Here is a 19,540-nt window from a genome sequence, read left to right on the forward strand (position 1 = left end):
AGCTATGACTCATGCCGTTATCGGGCGGCATTGGCGTCCGCGACAGTCAGGGCCGTCATATTGACGATCCGGCGCACGGTGGCGCTTGGCGTGAGGATGTGCACAGGCTCCGCGGCGCCCAGCAGCACGGGGCCGATGGCAATGCCGCCGCCCGCTGCGGTCTTCAGCAGGTTGTAGGCAATGTTGGCGGCGTCGATGTTGGGCATCACCAACAGATTGGCGGAACCGGACATGGTGCTGTGCGGCATGATCGCGGCGCGGGCCTTGGGATCGAGGGCCACGTCGCCATGCATCTCGCCATCCACTTCGAGCCAGGGTGCCTGAATCTTGAGAATTTCCAGGGTTTCACGCATTTTTACTGCGCTTGGCTGGTTGCTCGATCCAAAGTTGGAATGTGACAACAAAGCGGCCTTGGGCTTGATGCCGAAACGCATCATTTCCTCGGCAGCCATCACGGTGATCTCGGCAAGCTGCTCGGCCGTCGGGTCGTAGTTCACGTGGGTGTCGACCAGGAACACCTGGCGATCGGGCAGCAGCAGGCCGTTCATGCAGGCATAGGTGTTGCAGCCCGCGCGCTTGCCGATCACCTGGTCGATGTAGTTCAGGTGGTGTGCGGTCAGGCCCCAGGTACCGCAGATCATGCCGTCGACCTCGCCCTTGTGCAGCAGCATCGAGGCGATCAGCGTCAGGCGGCGGCGCATTTCGATCTTGGCCACGGGCGCGGTGATGCCCTTGCGCTCGGTCATGCGGTGGTAGGTCTGCCAGAAGTCGCGGTAGCGATGGTCTTCCTCGACGTTGACGACGTCGTAGTCCTGGCCTTCCTTCAGGCGCAGGCCGAACTTCTCTATGCGCTGGGCGATGATGGCCGGACGGCCGATCAATGTCGGGCGGGCAATCCTCTCGTCCACCACGATCTGTGCGGCGCGCAGCACACGTTCTTCCTCGCCCTCGGAGTAGGCGACGCGCTTCTTGGCGGCGGCCTTGGCGGCGGTGAAGATCGGCTTCATCGTCGTGCCCGAGGCGTAGACGAAGGTCTGCAGATGGTCGCTGTAGGCGCCCATGTCGGCGATCGGGCGCTGGGCCACGCCGCTGTCGGCCGCGGCCTTGGCGACGGCCGGCGCGATCTTCATCATCAGGCGCGGGTCGAAAGGCTTCGGAATGAGGTATTCAGGGCCGAACGCGAGCTGCTCGCCCGCATAGGCCGCCGCCACCACTTCGCTCTGCTCGGCCTGGGCCAGGTCGGCGATGGCATAGACGGCGGCGATTTCCATCTCGTCGGTGATGGTGGTGGCGCCGCAATCGAGCGCACCGCGGAAGATGTAGGGGAAGCACAGGACGTTGTTGACCTGGTTCGGATAGTCGGTGCGGCCCGTGGCGATGATCGCGTCGTCGCGCACGGCCTTCACATCCTCGGGCATGATCTCCGGATTCGGATTGGCCAGCGCGAAGATGATCGGCTTGGCGGCCATCTTTTTCACCATGTCCGGCTTGAGCACGCCGCCGGCCGACAGGCCGAGGAAGGCGTCGGCGCCCTCGATCACCTGGCCCAGCGTGCGCAGGTCGGTCTTCTGGGCAAACAGCGCCTTGTCGGGGTCCATGAGCTCGGCGCGGCCCTCGTAGACCACGCCCGCGATGTCGGTCACGAACACGTTCTCGCGCCTGACGCCGATCTTCAGCAGCAGGTTCAGGCAGGCCAGCGCCGCGGCGCCGGCGCCCGAAGCCACGAGCTTGATGTCCTCGACCTTCTTGCCGGCCACCTTGAGCGCGTTGACCATCGCGGCCGCCACCGTGATGGCCGTGCCGTGCTGGTCGTCATGGAACACGGGAATGTTCATGCGCTTGCGCAGCTCGCGCTCGACGTAGAAGCATTCGGGAGCCTTGATGTCCTCAAGGTTGATGGCGCCGAAGGTGGGCTCCAGCGCGGCGATCACATCGACCAGCTTCTGCGGGTCCTTCTCGTCGATCTCGATGTCGAACACATCGACGCCGGCGAACTTCTTGAACAGCACGCCCTTGCCCTCCATCACGGGCTTGGAGGCCAGCGCACCGATGTCGCCCAGGCCCAGCACGGCCGTGCCGTTGGAGATCACGGCCACGAGGTTGCCGCGGCTGGTGTACTTGAAGGCGGCGGCGGGGTCTTTGACGATTTCCTCGCAGGGCGCGGCCACGCCGGGCGAATAGGCCAGGGCCAGATCATGCTGGTTGCCCATGGGCTTGGTGGCAGCGATCGCGACCTTGCCGGGCTTGGGAAACTCGTGGTACTCGAGTGCTGCTTTGCGCAGCTGGGCGCGTTTGTCGACAGGCGTAGGGGCCGTGTTCTCGGTCATCAAGAGTCTCCAGCGAATGCTGACGGCGCACGTAGCTTTTGATTCCTGACCGCCGTCAGCGTGGGTAAGGGGAGCCGATTGTAGGCCGCTTGCCTGTCATTTGGCTGTGGAGTGAAACAGTTGTGATGCCCGGATGCCCAATCGGCATGGGCAAATGCCTTTGATAGCGGGAAAACCCCAGCGGACGCGGCCTGCGCACCAAACCGGTGCTTCACGGGCCACTGGGTCCATACCCCCTTGGACCCTGCCGATATCGGTGCGTTGGATTTTCATTATTTCTCAAATATTGAGAAATACATTCATATATTGAAAGTTTGAAAAATTTTCCCTAAACTCGCGCTCCGTAGAAAACAACGGGGCCGGGCCCCGCAATGGAAGGAGTCAAGTGTCAAACGCTCAAAGGAAACTCAAGGCCGCGATCATTGGCAGCGGCAACATCGGTACGGACTTGATGATCAAGATCCTGCGCCATGGCCAGCACATCGAGATGGGTGCAATGGTCGGCATCGACCCCGCATCCGACGGCCTCGCCCGCGCCGCGCGCATGGGGGTCGCGACCACGCATGAAGGTGTGGAAGGCCTTGCGAGGCTGCCGGTGTTCCAGGACATCGACTTCGTGTTCGATGCCACCAGCGCGGGCGCCCACGTGAAGAACGACGCCTTCCTGCGAGCGCTCAAGCCCGGCATCCGCATGGTCGACCTGACCCCCGCCGCGATCGGCCCGTACTGCATTCCCGTCGTGAACGGCGAGGATCACCTGGACGCGTTGAACGTGAACATGGTCACCTGCGGCGGCCAGGCCACGATTCCGATGGTGGCGGCCGTCTCGCGCGTGGCCAAGGTGCACTACGGCGAGATCGTCGCGTCGATCTCGAGCAAGAGCGCCGGCCCGGGCACGCGCGCCAACATCGACGAGTTCACCGAGACCACGTCGAAGGCGATCGAGGTCGTGGGCGGCGCCACCAAGGGCAAGGCCATCATCGTGCTGAACCCCGCCGAGCCGCCGCTGATCATGCGCGACACGGTCTACACGCTGAGCGAGCTGGCCGACGAGGATGCCATCGCGAAGTCGGTCGAGCAGATGGCCGCCGCCGTGCAGTCGTACGTGCCCGGCTACCGCCTCAAGCAGAAGGTGCAGTTCGACCGCATCGACAGGCCTGTGCGCCTGCCGGGCGTGGGCGATGCGCTCACGGGTCTCAAGACCTCGATCTTCCTCGAGGTGGAGGGCGCCGCGCACTATCTGCCGGCCTATGCGGGCAACCTGGACATCATGACCAGCGCCGGCCTGCGCACCGCAGAACACATGGCCGCACGCATGCTGGCCGCCGAAGCCGTGGCCGCCTGACGCAGGAGATACAACACCATGAATCCGAACAAGAAGATCTACATCTCCGACGTGACGCTGCGCGACGGCAGCCACGCCATCCGCCACCAGTACAGCGTGGAGAACGCCAAGCAGATCGCCAGGGCGCTCGACGAGGCAAAGGTCGACTCCATCGAGGTAGCGCATGGCGACGGCCTCCAGGGCTCGAGCTTCAACTACGGCTTTGGCGCGCACACCGATCTCGAATGGATCGAGGGCGTGGCCAGCGTGGTCAAGCACGCCAAGATCGCCACGCTGCTGCTGCCCGGCATCGGCACCGTGCACGACCTGAAGAATGCCTACGATGCGGGCGTGCGCGTGGTGCGCGTTGCAACCCACTGCACCGAGGCCGACGTGTCGAAACAGCACATCGAATACGCCCGCAAGCTCGGCATGGAGGCCGTGGGCTTCCTGATGATGAGCCACATGACCTCGCCGGCGGCGCTCGCGCAGCAAGCCAAGCTCATGGAGAGCTACGGCGCGACCTGCTGCTACGTGGTGGATTCCGGTGGCGCGCTCGGCATGAACGACGTGCGCGATCGTTTCCGCGCATTCAAGGATGTCCTCAAGCCCGAGACGCAGACCGGCATGCACGCGCACCACAACCTGAGCCTGGGTGTGGCGAACTCCATCGTCGCCGTCGAAGAAGGCTGCGACCGCGTGGACGCCAGCCTTGCCGGCATGGGCGCGGGCGCGGGCAATGCGCCGCTCGAGGCCTTCATCGCCGCCATCGACCGCATGGGCTGGAACCATGGCACCGACCTGTACAAGCTGATGGATGCCGCCGACGACATCGTGCGTCCGCTGCAGGATCGTCCCGTGCGCGTGGACCGTGAAACGCTCGCGCTGGGCTACGCCGGCGTCTACAGCTCGTTCCTGCGCCACTCCGAGGCCGCCGCGGCCAAGTACCACCTCAAGACCGTCGACATCCTCGTCGAGCTCGGCAAGCGCCGCATGGTGGGCGGCCAGGAAGACATGATCGTCGACGTGGCGCTGGACATCCTCAAGCAGCGGGCCTGAGACCCGCAGGGCGCGGCAGGCAGGCAACACACAGACCCGGGCCCCGGGCCGCATGGCGCGGGGTCCGCGCCGCGCATTTCATCGATGGCATCTCCCGATGCCTGGTCAGATTTTGAAGAGACAAGTGAATCCCATGGCTGCAACACAACAGGGCCGCGAGGCCCAGACAAGCCAAGCCCCCGAGTCCGGCATCAGCGATGCAGACCGCCGCCGCGCGCTCTTTGGCAGCGCCGTCGGCAGCACCATCGAGTGGTACGACTATTTCCTCTACGGAACCATGTCGTCCATCGTTTTCGGCAAGCTGTTCTTTCCCTCGGACGATCCCGTCACCAGCCAGCTGCTGGCGCTCGCCTCGTTCGCACTTGCGTTCCTGATCCGCCCGATCGGCGGCATCGTGTTCGCGCACATCGGCGACCGCGTCGGCCGCAAGAAGACGCTCGTGATGACGCTGTCGATCATGGGCCTGTCCACGGTGCTCATCGGCCTTACGCCGACTTATGAAAGCATCGGCATCTGGTCGCCGATCCTGCTCACGCTGCTGCGCCTGCTGCAGGGCCTTGCCCTGGGCGGGGAGTGGGGCGGCGGCGTGCTGCTGGCCGTGGAATACTCGCCCGCCAACAAGCGCGGCTTCTTCGGCGCCGTGCCGCAGACCGGCGCGCTGTTCGGCCTGGCGCTGGGCAACCTGGTCACTTCCGGCCTGAGCATGGCGTTCTCGGAAGAGGCCTTCCTGTCCTACGGCTGGCGCATTCCGTTCGTGCTCTCGATCGTCCTGGTGATGATCGGCATGTGGATCCGCAACAAGGTCGAGGAAACACCCTCGTTCCGCAAGGTCGCCGAGCAGGCCAGGGCCAACCCCGCCACCGCGGCCACCAAGAAGCTGCCTCTGATGGAGACGCTCACCCAGCACTGGCGTCCGGTGCTCGTCGCCATCGGCGCGAAGTTCGTCGAGACCTCCACCTTCTTCCTGTTCGCGACGTTCACCATTTCCTACCTCGTGGGCCTGGGCTACAAGCGCGTGGAGGCGCTCAACATCGTGCTGATCGCCGCCGTGATCGCGGTGCCCGTGATGCTGTACTTCGGTGCGCTGTCCGACCGCATCGGCCGCAAGAAGGTCTTCGTGTGGGGCACGATCGTCATCGCGCTGTACGCGGGTCCCTACTTCTGGCTGCTCAATCAGGGCTCCGCGGTGATCTCCACCCTGGCCGTGGTGCTCGGCTTCTCGGTCATCTGGTCCACCTACGGCTCGGTGCTGGGCACGTTCTTCGCCGAGAGCTTTCCGCCGAATGTGCGCTACACCGGCATCTCGCTCGGCTACCAGGTGGGTGCGGCACTCGTCGGCGGCCCCATGCCCCTGATCGCCACGGCGCTGCTGGCTCGCTATCATGGCAGCTATGTCCCGGTTGCAGTCTTCATCGCGCTGTGCGCACTGGTCTCGCTGATCGCCATCAGCTTCACCAAGGACCGCACCGGACAACCATTGGACTCGTGATCTCGATGGCGTGTGGCATGCATGCGAGCGTGTGTGCCGGTGAAGGACGACACGCATTGAATTTCACCGCACTGCCCCGCATGCTTCGCCCGACATGAACGCCAACACCGCCAGCAAGACCACCAAACCCCTGGCCAGCCAGACCCTTTTCCGCGGCCTCGATGTCGTCAGCGCCGTTGCCGACGGCTGCCGCACCGTGAAGGAGATCTCCGAGAAAACGGGTATCACCTTCAGCACCACGCACCGGCTGGCGTCGGCGCTGGTGCAGATCCGCTACCTGCATTTCGAGCCGCGCAAGGGGTATCGCCTCGGCAGCCGGCTGGTCGAGTTGGGCTTCATCGCTTACCGCGAGTCGCCCATCATGGTGACGGCGCGGCCGTTCCTCGAGCAACTGGCCGCACAGACCCTGGACACCATCCACCTCGCCGCGCTCGACGGCGACGAGGGCATCATCTACCTGGACAAGATCGGCGGCCAGCGTCCCATCGAGGTCAACACCCGCATCGGCGGGCGCAAGCCCGTCTGCTGCACCTCGGTCGGCAAGGCGTTGATCCTGGACCAGGGCCGCTCGGCCTGGAAGAAGCGCTACCAGCAGGAGGCCGAGAAGGGCGTCGCGGGACGCCTCTCGGAAGACGAATGGCTGGCCGCCATGGCCAACTATGCGGCCAAGGGTTACACCTTCGACATGGACGAGAACATCGACGGCATCCGCTGCGTGGGCGCTCCCGTGCGCGATGCGAGCGGCGAGATCGTGGCGTCCATCAGTGTGACCAGCACGGATGCCTACACCGACGAGGCGCGCATGCGCGAGGTGATCCCGCTGGTGCAGGAGGTTGCACGGAAGATTTCCGTGCAGTTGGGCGCGGCGGGGTAACTGGGCAAGCGTGAAAGAAGCCTGAACCCAGTCCCCGGGTCCTGTCGTGGGTATGAGGAGCAGCGCAAGGTCAACGCAAGGCAAGCGGCGAAACGCTCCCAGGCCTGCCCGTGATGTTCAACGCCGCATCTGCCGCGGGCGTGGAGGCAATCACCACACCACGCTTCCACACCTTCAACCGCGTGGACCGCAAGCGAATCGCCTCGGAGGCCGAGCGGGCCTGCAGCAGCACCATGTCCGCATGGCAGCCGACCTGCAGCCCGTAGCCCTCGAGGCCCAGGATCTTCGCCGGCGTGACCGTCACGGCGTCAAAGCACTGGCGCATGGCGTTCTGGCTGGTCATCTGGCCCACGTGCAGGCCCATGTGCGCCACCTCCAGCATGTCGCCGCTGCCGAGGCTGTACCACGGGTCCATGCAGCAATCCTGCCCGAACGCCACGTCGATGCCGGCGGCCAGCATTTCGGGCACGCGCGTCATCCCGCGGCGCTTGGGATAGGTGTCGTGGCGGCCCTGCAGCGTGATGTTGATGAGCGGGTTGGCGATCGCCGAGACGCCCGCTTCGCGCATCAGCGGCAGCAGCTTGGAGACGTAGTAGTTGTCCATGCTGTGCATCGACGTGAGGTGCGAACCGTTCACGCGGCCCTGAAGGCCCAGGCGCTGCGATTCAAAGGCGAGGCTTTCGATGTGGCGGCTCAAGGGGTCGTCGCTTTCGTCGCAATGCATGTCCACGCGCAGGCCGCGCTCGGCCGCGAGTTCGCACAGCCAGCGCACGCTCTCGGCGCCGTCATGCATCGTGCGCTCGAAGTGCGGAATGCCGCCGACCACGTCCACGCCCATGTCGAGCGCGCGGACCAGGTTTTCCTGCGCACCCTTGGCACGCAGCACGCCGTCCTGCGGGAAGGCCACGAGTTGCAGGTCGATGTAGGGCCTGACCCGCTCGCGCACGTGCAGCAGCGCTTCGGTGGCCAGCAGGCGCGGGTCGCACACGTCCACATGGCTGCGGATCGCGAGCAGGCCGCGTGCGGCGGCCCAGTCGCAGTACGCGAGGGCACGCTCCACGATGGCGTCCTGCGTGAGCAGGGGCTTGAGTTCACCCCACAGCGCAATGCCTTCGAGGAGCGTGCCGCTCTCGTTCACGCGCGGCAGGCCGTAGCTCAGCGTGGAGTCCATGTGGAAATGCGAGTCCACGAACGGTGGCGAGACCAGCAGGCCACCTGTGTCGATTTCCTCGGCGCCCTGCGCCTTCAGTGCGGCTTCCACGGCCACGATGCGGCCCGCCTGCACGCCGATGTCGATGTTCTGGCGACCATCGGGCAATGTGCAGTGGCGCACGATCAGATCCAGCATGTCAACGCTCTCCCTTGCGATACGGTTTCATCAGCGCCTGCGGATAGCTGGCGCGGCGCGCCATCACCACCAGCGCCAGGATCGACAGCACATAGGGCAGCATCAGGTAGACCTGATACGGCACGAGGCCGCCGCTTGCGCCCTGCTGCAGCCGCAGCTGGAGCGCATCGAAGAAGGCAAACAGCAGCGCACCGAGCAAGGCCTTGCCGGGACGCCACGATGCAAACACCACGAGGGCCACGCAGATCCAGCCGCGTCCGTTGATCATGTTGAAGAAGAACGCGTTGAAGGCGGACAGCGTGAGGAACGCACCCGCCAGGCCCATGATGGCCGATCCCAGCACGATGGCGCCGGTGCGCACCCACACCACGTTGATGCCCTGGCTCTCGGCGGCCTGGGGGCTCTCGCCCACCATGCGGATCGCGAGGCCCAGCGGCGTGCGCATCAGCATCCAATAGAGTACCGGCACGAGCAGCAGCGCGACCAGTGTCAACGGCGTCTGCGCGTTCAGCACCGGGATCGGCAGCCAGTCCATGGCGGCGAACGGCTCGATGGTGGGCGGCGTGTCGACCTTCGGGAACTTCACCCGGTATGCGTAATACGACAGCGCGGTGGCGAGCATGGTGATGCCCAGCCCGCACACATGCTGCGACAGCGCGAGCCCCACGGTGAGCAGCGCATGCAGCAGGCCCAGCAGGCCGCCCGCCAGCATGGCGGCGAGCACGCCCGCCCACAGGCCGTGGCCGCTGTAGACGGTGAACCAGCCCACGAACGCGCCTGCGACCATGATGCCCTCGATGCCCAGGTTGAGCACGCCCGCCCGCTCGCACATCAGCACGCCGAGCGTGCCGAGGATCAGCGGCGTGGCCACGCGCAGCACGGCGATCCAGAACGGCATGCTGGCCAATGTATCCATGAGCTCCTGCATCAGCGGGCCCTCCACTGAATGCGGTATTGCGTCATCAGCGATGCGATCAGCACCGCGATGAGCGCGGCCGCGACGATCACGTCGGCGATGTAGGTCGGCACGCCCACGGTGCGGCTCATGCTGTCCGCGCCGACCTGGATGCCGGCCACCAGGATGGCGGAGGCCAGCACGCCGAGCGGCCGCAGGCCCGCCAGCATGGCGATCACGATGCCGGTGTAGCCAAAGCCCGGCGACAGGTCGAGCGTGACGTAGCTTGCGCGCCCGGCGACTTCGACCGCCCCCGCGAGGCCGGCGACACCGCCCGAGATCAGCGCCGTCATGACGATGGTGCGCAGCGTGCTCACTCCCGCGAACTTCGCAGCCTTCGGGTTGGCGCCCGTTGCACGGATGTCGAAGCCGAGAACGGTGCGTTCGAGCAGCAACCACAGCATCACGGCCAGCGCGATGCCCCACAGCAGGCCGGTGTGCAGGCGCGTGCCCTCGAGCAACCGGGAGAGTTCCAGGTCCGACTGCAGCGCCACGGTCTGCGGCCAGCCGAGCGCCATCGGATCCTTCATCGGACCGTCCAGCAGCGCCGACACCGCGAGCGCGACGATGAAGTTCAGCAGCAGGGTGGTGACCACCTCGTCCACGCCCAGGCGTGCCTTGAGCAGGGCCGGGCCGAGCAGCATGAGCGCACCCGCGAGGGCCGCGGCCAGCATCATCAGCACGAACAGCAGCGGCATCGGCAGATCGAAGCCCGTGCCGCCGTGCATGCCGCCCACCGCCACCGCGGCCAGGGCGCCCGCATACAGCTGGCCCTCCGCACCGATGTTGAAGAGCCGCGCACGAAACGCCACCGCGACGGCAAGGCCCGTGAGGATCAGCGGGATGGCACGCGTCAGCGTCTCGCTCCACGCGAACTTCGAACCGAAGCCGCCCTGGATCAGCAGCGTGAAGGTCTGCCCGACGGGCTTGCCCGCCCACATCACCAGCAGCGCGGCAACCAGCAGGGTCGCGGCGAGTGCGCACAGCGGCGCCATCAGCAGCGCTGAACGCGACAGCGCCTGTCTTTTTTCCAATCTCATGCCGGGACCTCTTCTGCGCTGCCCGCCATCGCCAGGCCGATGCTCTGGCGTGTCCAGTCGCCCGCAGGGCGCGCGGGTGAGAGATGGCCTTCGTGCATCACGGCAATGCGGTCGCCCATGAGCATCACTTCATCCAAATCATCTGAAATCAGCAGCACGGCTGCGCCCGCGTCACGCGCGGCGAGCAGCTGTTGCTGCACATAGGTGACCGCGCCGATGTCCAGGCCCCAGGTTGGCTGGTGGGCGACGATCAGCGTGGGGCGCCCTGTGTCCGATGCGCTCAGCGCGCGGCCAAGCACCAGTTTCTGCATGTTGCCGCCCGAGAGCGAGCGCGCCAGCGCATCGAGCCCGCCGCCGCGTACGTCGAAGTTCTCGTTGATCTTCTGTGCCTTGAGCCGCGCCGCGGTGCGTTTCACGAACCCGAGGAGTTTCAGGGTACGGCCCGGTTGGTGCAGGTACTCCGACACCGCGTTTTCCCATACCGGCAGATCGCCCACGACACCCGTGCCGTGGCGGTCCTCGGGGATGCGCGCGACGCCTTGCGCCACCAGTTGCGCGGGCAGGGAGGGCAGTGCCTTCCCTTGCAGCATGGCACGGCCCTGCGTGATGCCCACCATGCCGCTGAGTACGCCCGCAAGCGCCACCTGGCCATTGCCGGACACGCCCGCCACGGCCACGATCTCGCCGGAACGGATGTCGAGCGTCGCGCCGCGCAGCGCATCACGTCCCGCGGGCCCCGCGGATGTATGCACGCCCTCGAGCGCGCAGACCACGTCGCCCTGCACGGTGCTTGGATGGCGCACGCCGGCCTGCACGCTGCGCCCCACCATGGCGGATGCCAGGTCGGCCTGGGTGGCTCCCTGGCTCGTCATCTGGGCGACCAGCCTGCCGTGGCGCAGCACGGCGATGCGGTGCGACACGCGCAGCACCTCGCCCAGCTTGTGGCTGATGAAGATGATCGACAGGCCCTGGGCCACCATCTGCGAAAGCGTGTCGAACAGCGCCTCGCTCTCCTGCGGTGTCAGCACGGCGGTGGGCTCATCCAGGATCAGGATGCGCGCGCCGCGATACAGGGCCTTCAGGATTTCCACGCGCTGGCGCTCGCCCACGCTCAGGTTGCCCACCCGTGCATCGGGGTCGATCACCAGGCCGAACTGCCTGGAGACGGCCAGCAGCTTCTCGCGTGCACCCGTGCGCTGCGACAGCGGAGACCACAGCGACTCCGTTCCGAGCAGGATGTTGTCGAGCACGCTCAGGTTGTCGGCCAGGGCGAAGTGCTGGTGCACCATGCCGATGCCCGCGGCCAGTGCCGCGCGCGGATTGCCGGGCGGCAGCGCGTTGCCCTGCACGCGGATGCTGCCCTCATCGGCCACGTAGTGACCGAAGAGAATCGCCATCAGCGTGGATTTGCCCGCACCGTTCTCACCCAGAAGCGCGAGCACCTCGCCCGCGCCGAGCGTGAGCGAGATGTCATCGTTGGCCGTGAGGGACCCGAAGCGCTTGGTGATGCGGCTGAGTTCCAGCACCGGCGCCGGGCTGTTGTTTGCGCCGGCCGTTCCTTCCTGCGGCATCAGGGCTTGGGCTGAGCGTCGTTGACCTTCACGGTGAACTTGCCGGCCAGGATCTCGGCCTGCTTGTCAGCCACCTTCTTCTTGAGATCCGCGGGCACCTTCGCCTCGAACGTGCCCAGCGGCGCGAGCGACGAGCCGTTGTGCTTCATCATGGAATAGGGGCCGAAGTCGGCAGCCTTGAACGTGCCGGCCTTCACCTGCTTGATGGCTTCGTCCACGGTCGGCTGCATGTTCCACAGCGCCGAGGCGACCACGGTGTCGGGATACTGCTCCTGCGTGTTGATCACGTTGCCGATCGCGAGCACCTTGCGCTCCTTGGCGGCGTCGCTCACGCCGAAACGCTCGGCGTAGAGAATGTCAGCACCCTTGTCCACCATGGCGAACGCGGCTTCCTTGGCCTTGGGTGGATCGAACCAGCTGTTGATGAAGGTGATGCTGAACGTCACCTTGGGGTTCACCGCGCGCGCACCGTCCATGAAGGCGTTCATCAGGCGGTTCACTTCGGGAATCGGGAAGCCGCCCACCAGTCCGATCTTGCCCGACTTGGTCATGCCGCCCGCGATCATGCCCGACAGGTACGACGGCTCCTGGATGTAGTTGTCGAACACGGAGAAGTTGTTGCCCGCGGGCTTGCCCGAAGATCCCGCGACGAAGGCGATCTTGGGGAAGTCCTTGGCCACCTTGCGTGCCGCAGCCTCCACGCCGAACACTTCACCGAAGATGAGCTGCGAGCCGCCGTTGGCATATTCGCGCATCACGCGTTCGTAGTCGGGGTTGGCGACGTTCTCGGTGGCCTTGTATTCGATCTCCCCACGTGCCTCGGCGGCCTTCAGCGCCAGATGGATGCGGCTGACCCATTGCTGCTCGAACGGCACGGTGTAGATGCCGGCCACCTTGAGCTTGTCGGCGGCGAACACGGGGCTGGTGCCCAGGCTGGCAATGGCGGCAAGCGCTGCGGCAGCGAGGGTGGCACGGCGGGAGAGGGACTTCATCGGGCACTTCCTTTCAATGACTCGAAAGATGAAAAATCGGGGCAAACCCTTGATTATCTCAGCTCGTTCTCCTCATCAAGGGCGGCTCGACTCAAATTTTAGGGATCGATCACCCCAATGTTCAGGATAAACCCTCATACATCGCGATCCAGCGGGTACACGGGACGGCTCACACGATCGAATGCGAACCGCGAATAGTCCGAGGTGGTCACTCCGGGGCTGTCGCATTCCACCAAGCCGGCTGACAAGGGAACGAACACGGGTCTGCAGTACATGCGTGACTTGAGAAGCAAGTAGCGTGCCTTGGTCGGATCGACCCCAACGCAATGGAACACGCCCAGGTCCCAGGGCTCATGGGTCTGCTCGGTGACGACGATCTGCGCATCGCCGATATCGAGCAGCGCCGTGCGCCCCATCTGGCATTCCATGCCGTTGTAGATGGGACCGGAGACCACGTACTTGCCGTCGCTCAGCCGGCGTACCACGCCGCGCAGCGTGACGGGGCGCTTGTCCATTCCCAGGTGTGCGAGCGAGCGTTTGTTGCCCAGCGCGATCTCGACCTGTGCGTTCTCGCCGGCGTCAAACATCTGCGCGACCGCCTCCGGATCGCACAGCGGACCGACGGCGATGCCCTTCATGCCCAATGACAGTGCGGTCTGCAGCACATCCATGGTGTCGCAGGTGCCTCCCGACATGCAGTTGTCCCCATGGTCGAGCAGCAGCACGGGCTTGCCGTCCGCCCGCGTGGCCAGCTGCTGCGCCTTGGCGAGCGATTCGGCAAGCGGCTCGCTGTCGTAGATGAATTCGGCGCGGCGCTGCCAGATCGCCTTGTTGGCGAAGGCGTCGATGACGGGCTGCTGCGCTGGCGCGTCGCCCTTGCGGACGGTGGCCACCACGCTCACGCACGGTGCGGGGATGTCGGCCAGCGAGAAGCCGCCGAACACGGAGACGGCGGGCAGTCCCTGCGTCTCCATGACCCGGGCCTGTTCGCAGGCATCCTTCATCGGGCCGCTCAGCGTGGTGCTGCGCAGCGTGTGGCTCATCAGCGCCAGCGGCTTCCAGATCACCTCGTACTGAGTGTCCCCGCGCCACATTTCCAGCAGCAGGCGGCCGGCATGCTCGCCCGTTTCGTACATGTCGATGTGCGGATAGGTCTTGAAACCCACGATCACATCGGCGTTGCGGACGATCTTCTCGGTGATGTTGCCATGCAGGTCGAGCGCCACGCCCAGCGGCACGCCCGGGGCTGCGGCGCGCACGCGTGCGAGCAGGTCCCCCTCTCCATCGTCGCTGTTCTCGGCCACCATTGCGCCGTGCAGGTCAAGAAGGATGGCATCGCAGCCAGGCACGGCCTCGACGATGCGCCGTGTGAGCTCGTCGTACGCGGCGGCATGCACCGGGCCGCTGGGATTCGCCATGGCCGAGACCGGCGTCACCAGCTCCGCACCTTCGGCCTCGGCCAGCTCGATGAAGGCCGCCATCGCGGTGCGCATGCCCTTGTTCGCGCGATAGGCGTCGGCCCCATAGTTGGGCGCGAAGGCCTCAATGGGCGTCGGCACCGGCGAGAACGTGTTGGTCTCGTGGTTCAGTCGTGCGATCAGGAATCGCTTCTTCTGGGAACTCATGATGATTGCAAACTCCAGACCCCTGCGGGTCAATCGATGCCGACGCCGAGGTAGCGGTCCAGGGCGGCATCGTCGGCGAGAAAGTCGCTGTTGGTGGCCTCGTGCGCGATGGCGCCCTGTTCGATGATGTAGTGGCGGTCGGCAAGCTGCGTGCAGACTTCCAGGTTCTGCTCGACCAGCAGGATCGACACGCCCGCCGCCTTGATCACCTTGAGCTGCGCGACGATCTCCTCCACGATCACGGGAGCCAGGCCCTCGACGGGCTCGTCGAGCATCAGCAGCCGGGGGGCATTCATCAATGCACGGCCGATGGCCAGCATCTGCTGCTCGCCGCCGGACAGCTGGCCGCCGCCGTTGGTGCGACGTTCCTTCAGGCGCGGAAAGATCCGGTAGATGTCTTCCAGCTGCCATTTCGAGCTCTTCTTCTGGCCGAGCATCAGGTTCTCCTCCACCGTCAGCAGCTTGAAGATGCCGCGGTGTTCGGGCACGAGGCAGATGCCGCGCTGCGCCACCTGGTGCGTGGCGAGCCTGCTGGTGACATCGCCGGCGAAGCGTATCTGCCCCTGCGTGGGCTGCATCGCACCCGCGATGCACTTGAGCGTGGTGGTCTTGCCCGCGCCATTGCGCCCGAGCAGCGTGACCAGTTCGCCGTCGTTCACGTGCAGCGAGACGCCCTGCAGCACGTGGCTCTTGCCATAGTGCGCATGGATGCCGTCCACCTGGAGAATCGGTGCGGTGCTCATGCCTTGCCTCCGGTGATCATGTTGCCAAGGTAGGCCTTGCGCACGCGGTCGTCGTTGCGGATATCGTCAGGCAGGCCCTCGGCCAGCACGCGGCCCTGCTGCATCACGGTGATGGTGTCGGAGATGTCCATGACGATGTTCATGTTGTGCTCGATGAGCACCACGGTGTGCTCGCTCTTGAGGCTCTGGATCAGGTGCTTCATCTCGTCCAGGTCGTCGATGCCCATGCCCGAGGTCGGCTCGTCGAGGAAGATGGCCTTGGGCCGGGCGGCCAGCGCCATGCCCACTTCGAGGCGCCGCTGCTGGCCGTGCGAGAGATTGCCCGCCGGGGTGTCGGCAAAGCGTTCCATGCCGATGCGCGCGAGCACGCCCGCGACGGTGTCGGTGCGCGCCAGGCTGCCGGTGGGCTGGCGCCAGCAGTTGAGCGCCTGCGCGGGCGCCACGCCCTGCGCTGCCAGCCGCAGGTTCTCGCGCACGGGCAGCGTGAGGAACAGGCTGGTGACCTGGAACGAGCGCGCCATGCCGCGCCGCACGCGCACATGATCGGGCTCGCGCGTGACATCGTGGCCGTCGAAGACGATCTTGCCTCCGCTCACCGACTTGGTACCGGTGAGCATGTGGAACAGCGTGGTCTTGCCCGCGCCGTTCGGGCCGATCACCGAATGCACGGTATTAGCGCGTACCTTGATGTTCACGCCGCCGAGCGCCACAAACTTGTCGTAGCGCTTTTCCACGCCCACGGCCTCGAGCAGAACGGGACCGCCTGCATTTGCAATTGCGCTTGTGCTTGTGCTTGCACTCATGCGTGGCCTCCGTTGGTTCCATTGGTTCCATTCGCGCCGGTGCCCTGCGCACCGCTCTTGTCATCATCCTGCCTGGCCTGGCGGCTTCCGCGTGCCAGTTGCGCCAGCTTCTGGCACAGGCCCCAGAGGCCCCCCTGCATGCCCAGGCTCACGATCATCAGCACCACGCCGAGGATCAACAGCCAGCGCGGCCACAGCGTGGAGAGCCAGTCGCCGAGCAGCACATAGAAGGCCGCACCCAGCAGCGAGGCCAGCAGGTTGCCCGTGCCACCGATCACCGTCATCACCAGGATCATCTCGCTGGTGTGGTATTCGGCATTCGAGAGTGGGGCGATGCCCGTCATCAGCGCATGCAGTGCGCCGGCCAGGCCGGTCACCGCGCCAGAGATCACGAATGCCTGCAACTTGAGCAGCCGCAGGTTGTAGCCCACGGCGGCGGCGCGCTCCTCGTTGTCGCGCACCGCGAGCAGCGTGCGGCCGAAGATCGAATCGCAGACCGTGCGCAGCATCCAGTAGACGATGAGAAAGAGCACGGCTACGAAGCCGTAGAACTGCCACGGTGTTTCCAGCGGAATGAGCGTCTGCCCGGCAACGGAGATCGACTTGCGGGGGATGTCCATCAGCCCGTTATCGCCGCCCGTGAGGTCGGGCAGGCTGTAGGCCAGAAAATAGAACATCTGCGCGAACGCGAGCGTAAGCATCACGAAGTAGGTGCCACGCTGGCGGATCGCCACCCAGCCGACGATGGCGGCGCCGATGCCGCCGACCACTACCGCACCGAGCAGTGCGAGCGGCATGGAGATGGGCAATCTCGTGAGCACGATGCCGAGCGTGTAGCTGCCCAGGCCGAAGAACACGCCCTGGCCGAAGGACAGCAGGCCGGTGTAGCCGAGCAGCAGGTTGCAGGCCATCGCGGCGAGCGCATAGATCAGCACTTCGCTCGCGAGCGAGCCCGACTTCATGAACAGCGGCATGGCGACAACGATCACCGCTGCCGTCAGGAACTGGAAATTCTTGGAGGAGATCATGGTGTGGCGTTCCTCGTTATGCGTCAAACCTGGCGGCCCAGCAGGCCATTGGGACGCAGCAGCAGCACGGCCGCCATCGCCACGTAGATCATCAGGCTCGCTCCCGGCGGCCAGATGGTGCTCATGAGGCTCTGCACGATGCCGATCAGCAGGCCTCCCACGAGCGCGCCGCTGAAGCTGCCGAGGCCGCCCACCACCACGACCACGAAGGCCACGCCGAGCGCCTCGACACCCATGAACGGACTCACCCCGCGGATCGGCGCGGCGAGCACGCCTGCCAGCGCGGCCAGGCCCACGCCGAGCGCGAACACCAGGCTGAAGATGCCGAACACGTTCATGCCGAGCAGCGACACCATTTCGGTCGACTCGCTGCCGGCGCGCACCACGCTTCCCAGGCGCGTGCCTTCCAGCACCCACCAGATGATGACCGCGAGCACGGCGGTGAAGCCGATCACGAAGAGCCGGTACTTCGGATAGATGAAGCTGCCCCACATCACCACGCCGTTGAGCGTCTCGGGAACCGCCACGCTGTCGCCGAGCGGGCCCCAGATCATGATGACCACTTCCTGGATTACCAGCGCGAAGCCGACGGTGATGAGGATGTGGAATTCATGGGGCTTGGAATACACATGCCGCAGGATGAGTTTTTCCGTGACCCAGCCGACCGCACCGACGGCGAGGGGCACCACCACCAGCGACAGCCAGAAGCTCATGCCCCATTGCGCCATCTGGTAGCAGAAGTAGGCGCCCAGCAGATAGAAGGTGCCGTGCGCGAAGTTCACGAAGCGCAGCAGGCCGAAGACGATCGACAGGCCCACGGCCAGCAGGAAGTACAGCATTCCGATGCCGATCCCGTTGATCGTCTGAAGCAGGTAGATGCTCATTTTTGAAAGTGCTCGCCTGATGGCTTGCCTGGTTGGTCGGATGAATGGGTACAGGGTCCCGGCGGCATCCTCTCCCCATCCGCAAGAGGGGAAGGGCGGGGCTGGGGCAGGGATGGCGGCCGCCTTCGATCAGGCACACGGACCGCACCATGCAGCGGCCTCATCCCAGCCCTCCCCCCTTGGGGGCGAGGGCATCGCAAGGATCAACCCAGCTTGCACCCGGTCTGGTCGACCGGCAGGAAGGACTTGCCCGAGCTGACGATGTCGGCGTAGTCGTCCTTGTTCTTCATCTTGGACTTGGCCTTGCCCTTGAGCAGGTAGTAGTTCTTGAGCACCTGGTGGTCGGCCTTGCGGATTTCCTCTTCGCCGGTGAGGCCCTGGTACTTCATGCCTTCCATGGCCGCGATCACGGCCTTGGTGTCCACCGTGCCGGCCTTGATGATGGCATCGATCATCAGCTTGGTGATGATGTAGGAGCCCGCCAGGCTGTAGTTCGGGTTGAACTTGAACTTGTCGTTGGTGCGCTTGACGAGGTCGAGGTTCAGCGGCGCATCCACCGTGTGCCAGTACTGCGCGCCGAAGTAGACGCCGTCGCACAGGTCGGGGCCCAGCGACTCGAACTGCTCCAGGCCCGACGCCCAGGCAATCAGGATGGTCATGTTCTTGTTCATGCCGAAGCTCACGGCCTGGCGCAGCGTGTCGGACGATTGCTGGCCGAAGTTCAGGATCAGCAGCACATCGGGCTTGGCCGCCACGGCGTTGGTGAGGTAGCCGCTGAACTCCTTCTCGGTGAGCGAGTGGTAGCTGTTGCCCACGTGCTCGATGCCGCGCTCCTTGAAGATGTTCTTGGCCGCGGTCAGCAGGCCATCGCCGAACACGTATTGCGGCGTGATGGTGTACACGCGCTTGGCCTTGGGGTGGGCGTCCAGCAGCGGCCGCACGGTCTGCTCGATCGCGCCGAAGGTGGGAACCGACCAGCGGAACGTGGCGCTGTTGCAGTCCTTGCCGGTGATCTCGTCGGCGCCGGCGGTGGTGATGAAGATGCCGCCCGCCTTCTCTGCCTCCTTGCCCATGGCCAGCGATTCGGAGGAAAGGATGCCGCCGGCAAAGAACTTCGCGCCCTGCTGCGAGGCGTCCTGCACCTTGCGGATCGCGGTGGCGGGCTTGCCCTCGGTGTCGAGCAGCGTATAGGCGAGCGGGCGGCCCAGCGCCTTGCCGTACTGCTCGATCGCGAGCTTCATGCCCATGTCTGCGAACTTGCCGTTGGCGGCGAAGGCACCGGACATCGGCACGGGGCAACCGAACTGGATGGCGTCCTTGGCCTGCGCCCAGGCGTTGTGGGCCAGGCCCAGGGAGCCCGGCAATGCGCCGAGTGCGGACAGCTGAAGGAAATTGCGGCGTTGCATGAAAGTGTCTCCGGGTGGAATCGAGACCATGGCGGTCTGCTTTGTTATGGGAGCACGATGCGTGCCAGATCG

The 19,540-nt window shown here is 65.5% G+C and carries 16 protein-coding genes; 4 read left to right on the forward strand and 12 right to left on the reverse strand.

The genetic code is table 11. The features are described 5' to 3' along the window. Positions 1-17: 17 nt before the first annotated feature. Positions 18-2,327 carry an NADP-dependent malic enzyme gene (locus H9K76_RS21080; RefSeq protein WP_187597216.1) on the reverse strand — a complete coding sequence of 770 codons (2,310 nt, stop codon included), beginning with the start codon at positions 2,325-2,327 and terminating at the stop codon, positions 18-20. A 451-nt stretch (positions 2,328-2,778) separates the two neighbouring features. Here H9K76_RS21080 and H9K76_RS21085 point away from each other — a divergent pair, with 451 nt between their 5' ends. The 4 genes from H9K76_RS21085 (at position 2,779) to H9K76_RS21100 (ending at position 7,073) form a co-directional block, all read left to right on the forward strand. Next, entirely contained in the window at positions 2,779-3,672 is an 894-nt protein-coding gene (locus H9K76_RS21085) for an acetaldehyde dehydrogenase (acetylating) (protein WP_246475570.1), read from the forward strand. Between the two features lie 18 nt (positions 3,673-3,690). Continuing rightward, a complete protein-coding gene (gene dmpG / locus H9K76_RS21090; RefSeq protein WP_187597218.1) occupies positions 3,691-4,710 on the forward strand; it encodes a 4-hydroxy-2-oxovalerate aldolase in 1,020 nt (339 codons plus the stop codon). Positions 4,711-4,843: 133 nt separating this feature from the next. After that, the gene (locus tag H9K76_RS21095; RefSeq protein ID WP_187597219.1) at positions 4,844-6,199 is read left to right on the forward strand and encodes an MFS transporter; all 1,356 of its coding nucleotides are present in this window, start codon (positions 4,844-4,846) and stop codon (positions 6,197-6,199) included. A gap of 94 nt (positions 6,200-6,293) precedes the next feature. Beyond that, positions 6,294-7,073, forward strand: a complete 780-nt coding sequence (locus tag H9K76_RS21100; protein WP_187597220.1) for an IclR family transcriptional regulator — start codon at positions 6,294-6,296, stop codon at positions 7,071-7,073. 70 nt (positions 7,074-7,143) lie between these two features. Here the strand turns inward: H9K76_RS21100 and H9K76_RS21105 are convergent, their stop codons facing one another. The 11 genes from H9K76_RS21105 to H9K76_RS21155 all read right to left on the reverse strand — a co-directional run bounded on the left by H9K76_RS21105 (position 7,144) and on the right by H9K76_RS21155 (position 19,468). Further along, a complete protein-coding gene (locus H9K76_RS21105) occupies positions 7,144-8,421 on the reverse strand; it encodes an amidohydrolase family protein (RefSeq protein WP_187597221.1) in 1,278 nt (425 codons plus the stop codon). Between the two features lies 1 nt (position 8,422). Then, entirely contained in the window at positions 8,423-9,349 is a 927-nt protein-coding gene (locus H9K76_RS21110) for an ABC transporter permease (RefSeq protein ID WP_187597222.1), read from the reverse strand. Continuing rightward, entirely contained in the window at positions 9,349-10,416 is a 1,068-nt protein-coding gene (locus H9K76_RS21115) for an ABC transporter permease (protein ID WP_187597223.1), read from the reverse strand. Before H9K76_RS21115 ends, H9K76_RS21110 begins: the two co-directional genes overlap by 1 nt. Further along, a complete protein-coding gene (locus H9K76_RS21120) occupies positions 10,413-11,987 on the reverse strand; it encodes an ABC transporter ATP-binding protein (protein WP_187597224.1) in 1,575 nt (524 codons plus the stop codon). The genes H9K76_RS21115 and H9K76_RS21120 overlap by 4 nt, the downstream gene beginning before the upstream one ends. After that, positions 11,987-12,979, reverse strand: coding sequence for a BMP family protein (locus tag H9K76_RS21125; protein ID WP_187597225.1), 993 nt, complete (start codon positions 12,977-12,979; stop codon positions 11,987-11,989). The genes H9K76_RS21120 and H9K76_RS21125 overlap by 1 nt, the downstream gene beginning before the upstream one ends. Positions 12,980-13,113: 134 nt before the next feature. Beyond that, positions 13,114-14,604: a M81 family metallopeptidase gene (locus H9K76_RS21130; protein ID WP_187597226.1), complete on the reverse strand. Its 1,491-nt coding sequence runs from the start codon at positions 14,602-14,604 to the stop codon at positions 13,114-13,116. A gap of 29 nt (positions 14,605-14,633) precedes the next feature. Continuing rightward, positions 14,634-15,347, reverse strand: coding sequence for an ABC transporter ATP-binding protein (locus tag H9K76_RS21135; RefSeq protein ID WP_187597227.1), 714 nt, complete (start codon positions 15,345-15,347; stop codon positions 14,634-14,636). Continuing rightward, complete coding sequence (locus H9K76_RS21140) at positions 15,344-16,150, reverse strand: ABC transporter ATP-binding protein (protein ID WP_187597228.1); 807 nt, start codon at positions 16,148-16,150, stop codon at positions 15,344-15,346. Before H9K76_RS21140 ends, H9K76_RS21135 begins: the two co-directional genes overlap by 4 nt. Continuing rightward, on the reverse strand, positions 16,147-17,178 hold the full coding sequence (locus H9K76_RS21145; protein WP_187597229.1) for a branched-chain amino acid ABC transporter permease: 1,032 nt from the start codon (positions 17,176-17,178) through the stop codon (positions 16,147-16,149). The genes H9K76_RS21140 and H9K76_RS21145 overlap by 4 nt, the downstream gene beginning before the upstream one ends. A 23-nt stretch (positions 17,179-17,201) precedes the next feature. Next, positions 17,202-18,062 carry a branched-chain amino acid ABC transporter permease gene (locus H9K76_RS21150; RefSeq protein ID WP_187597230.1) on the reverse strand — a complete coding sequence of 287 codons (861 nt, stop codon included), beginning with the start codon at positions 18,060-18,062 and terminating at the stop codon, positions 17,202-17,204. Positions 18,063-18,265: 203 nt separating this feature from the next. Beyond that, entirely contained in the window at positions 18,266-19,468 is a 1,203-nt protein-coding gene (locus tag H9K76_RS21155) for an ABC transporter substrate-binding protein (RefSeq protein WP_187597231.1), read from the reverse strand. Positions 19,469-19,540: the final 72 nt, after the last annotated feature.

The organism is Diaphorobacter ruginosibacter (assembly GCF_014395975.1).
In the GTDB taxonomy this organism is placed as follows: Bacteria; Pseudomonadota; Gammaproteobacteria; order Burkholderiales; family Burkholderiaceae_C; genus Diaphorobacter_A; species Diaphorobacter_A ruginosibacter.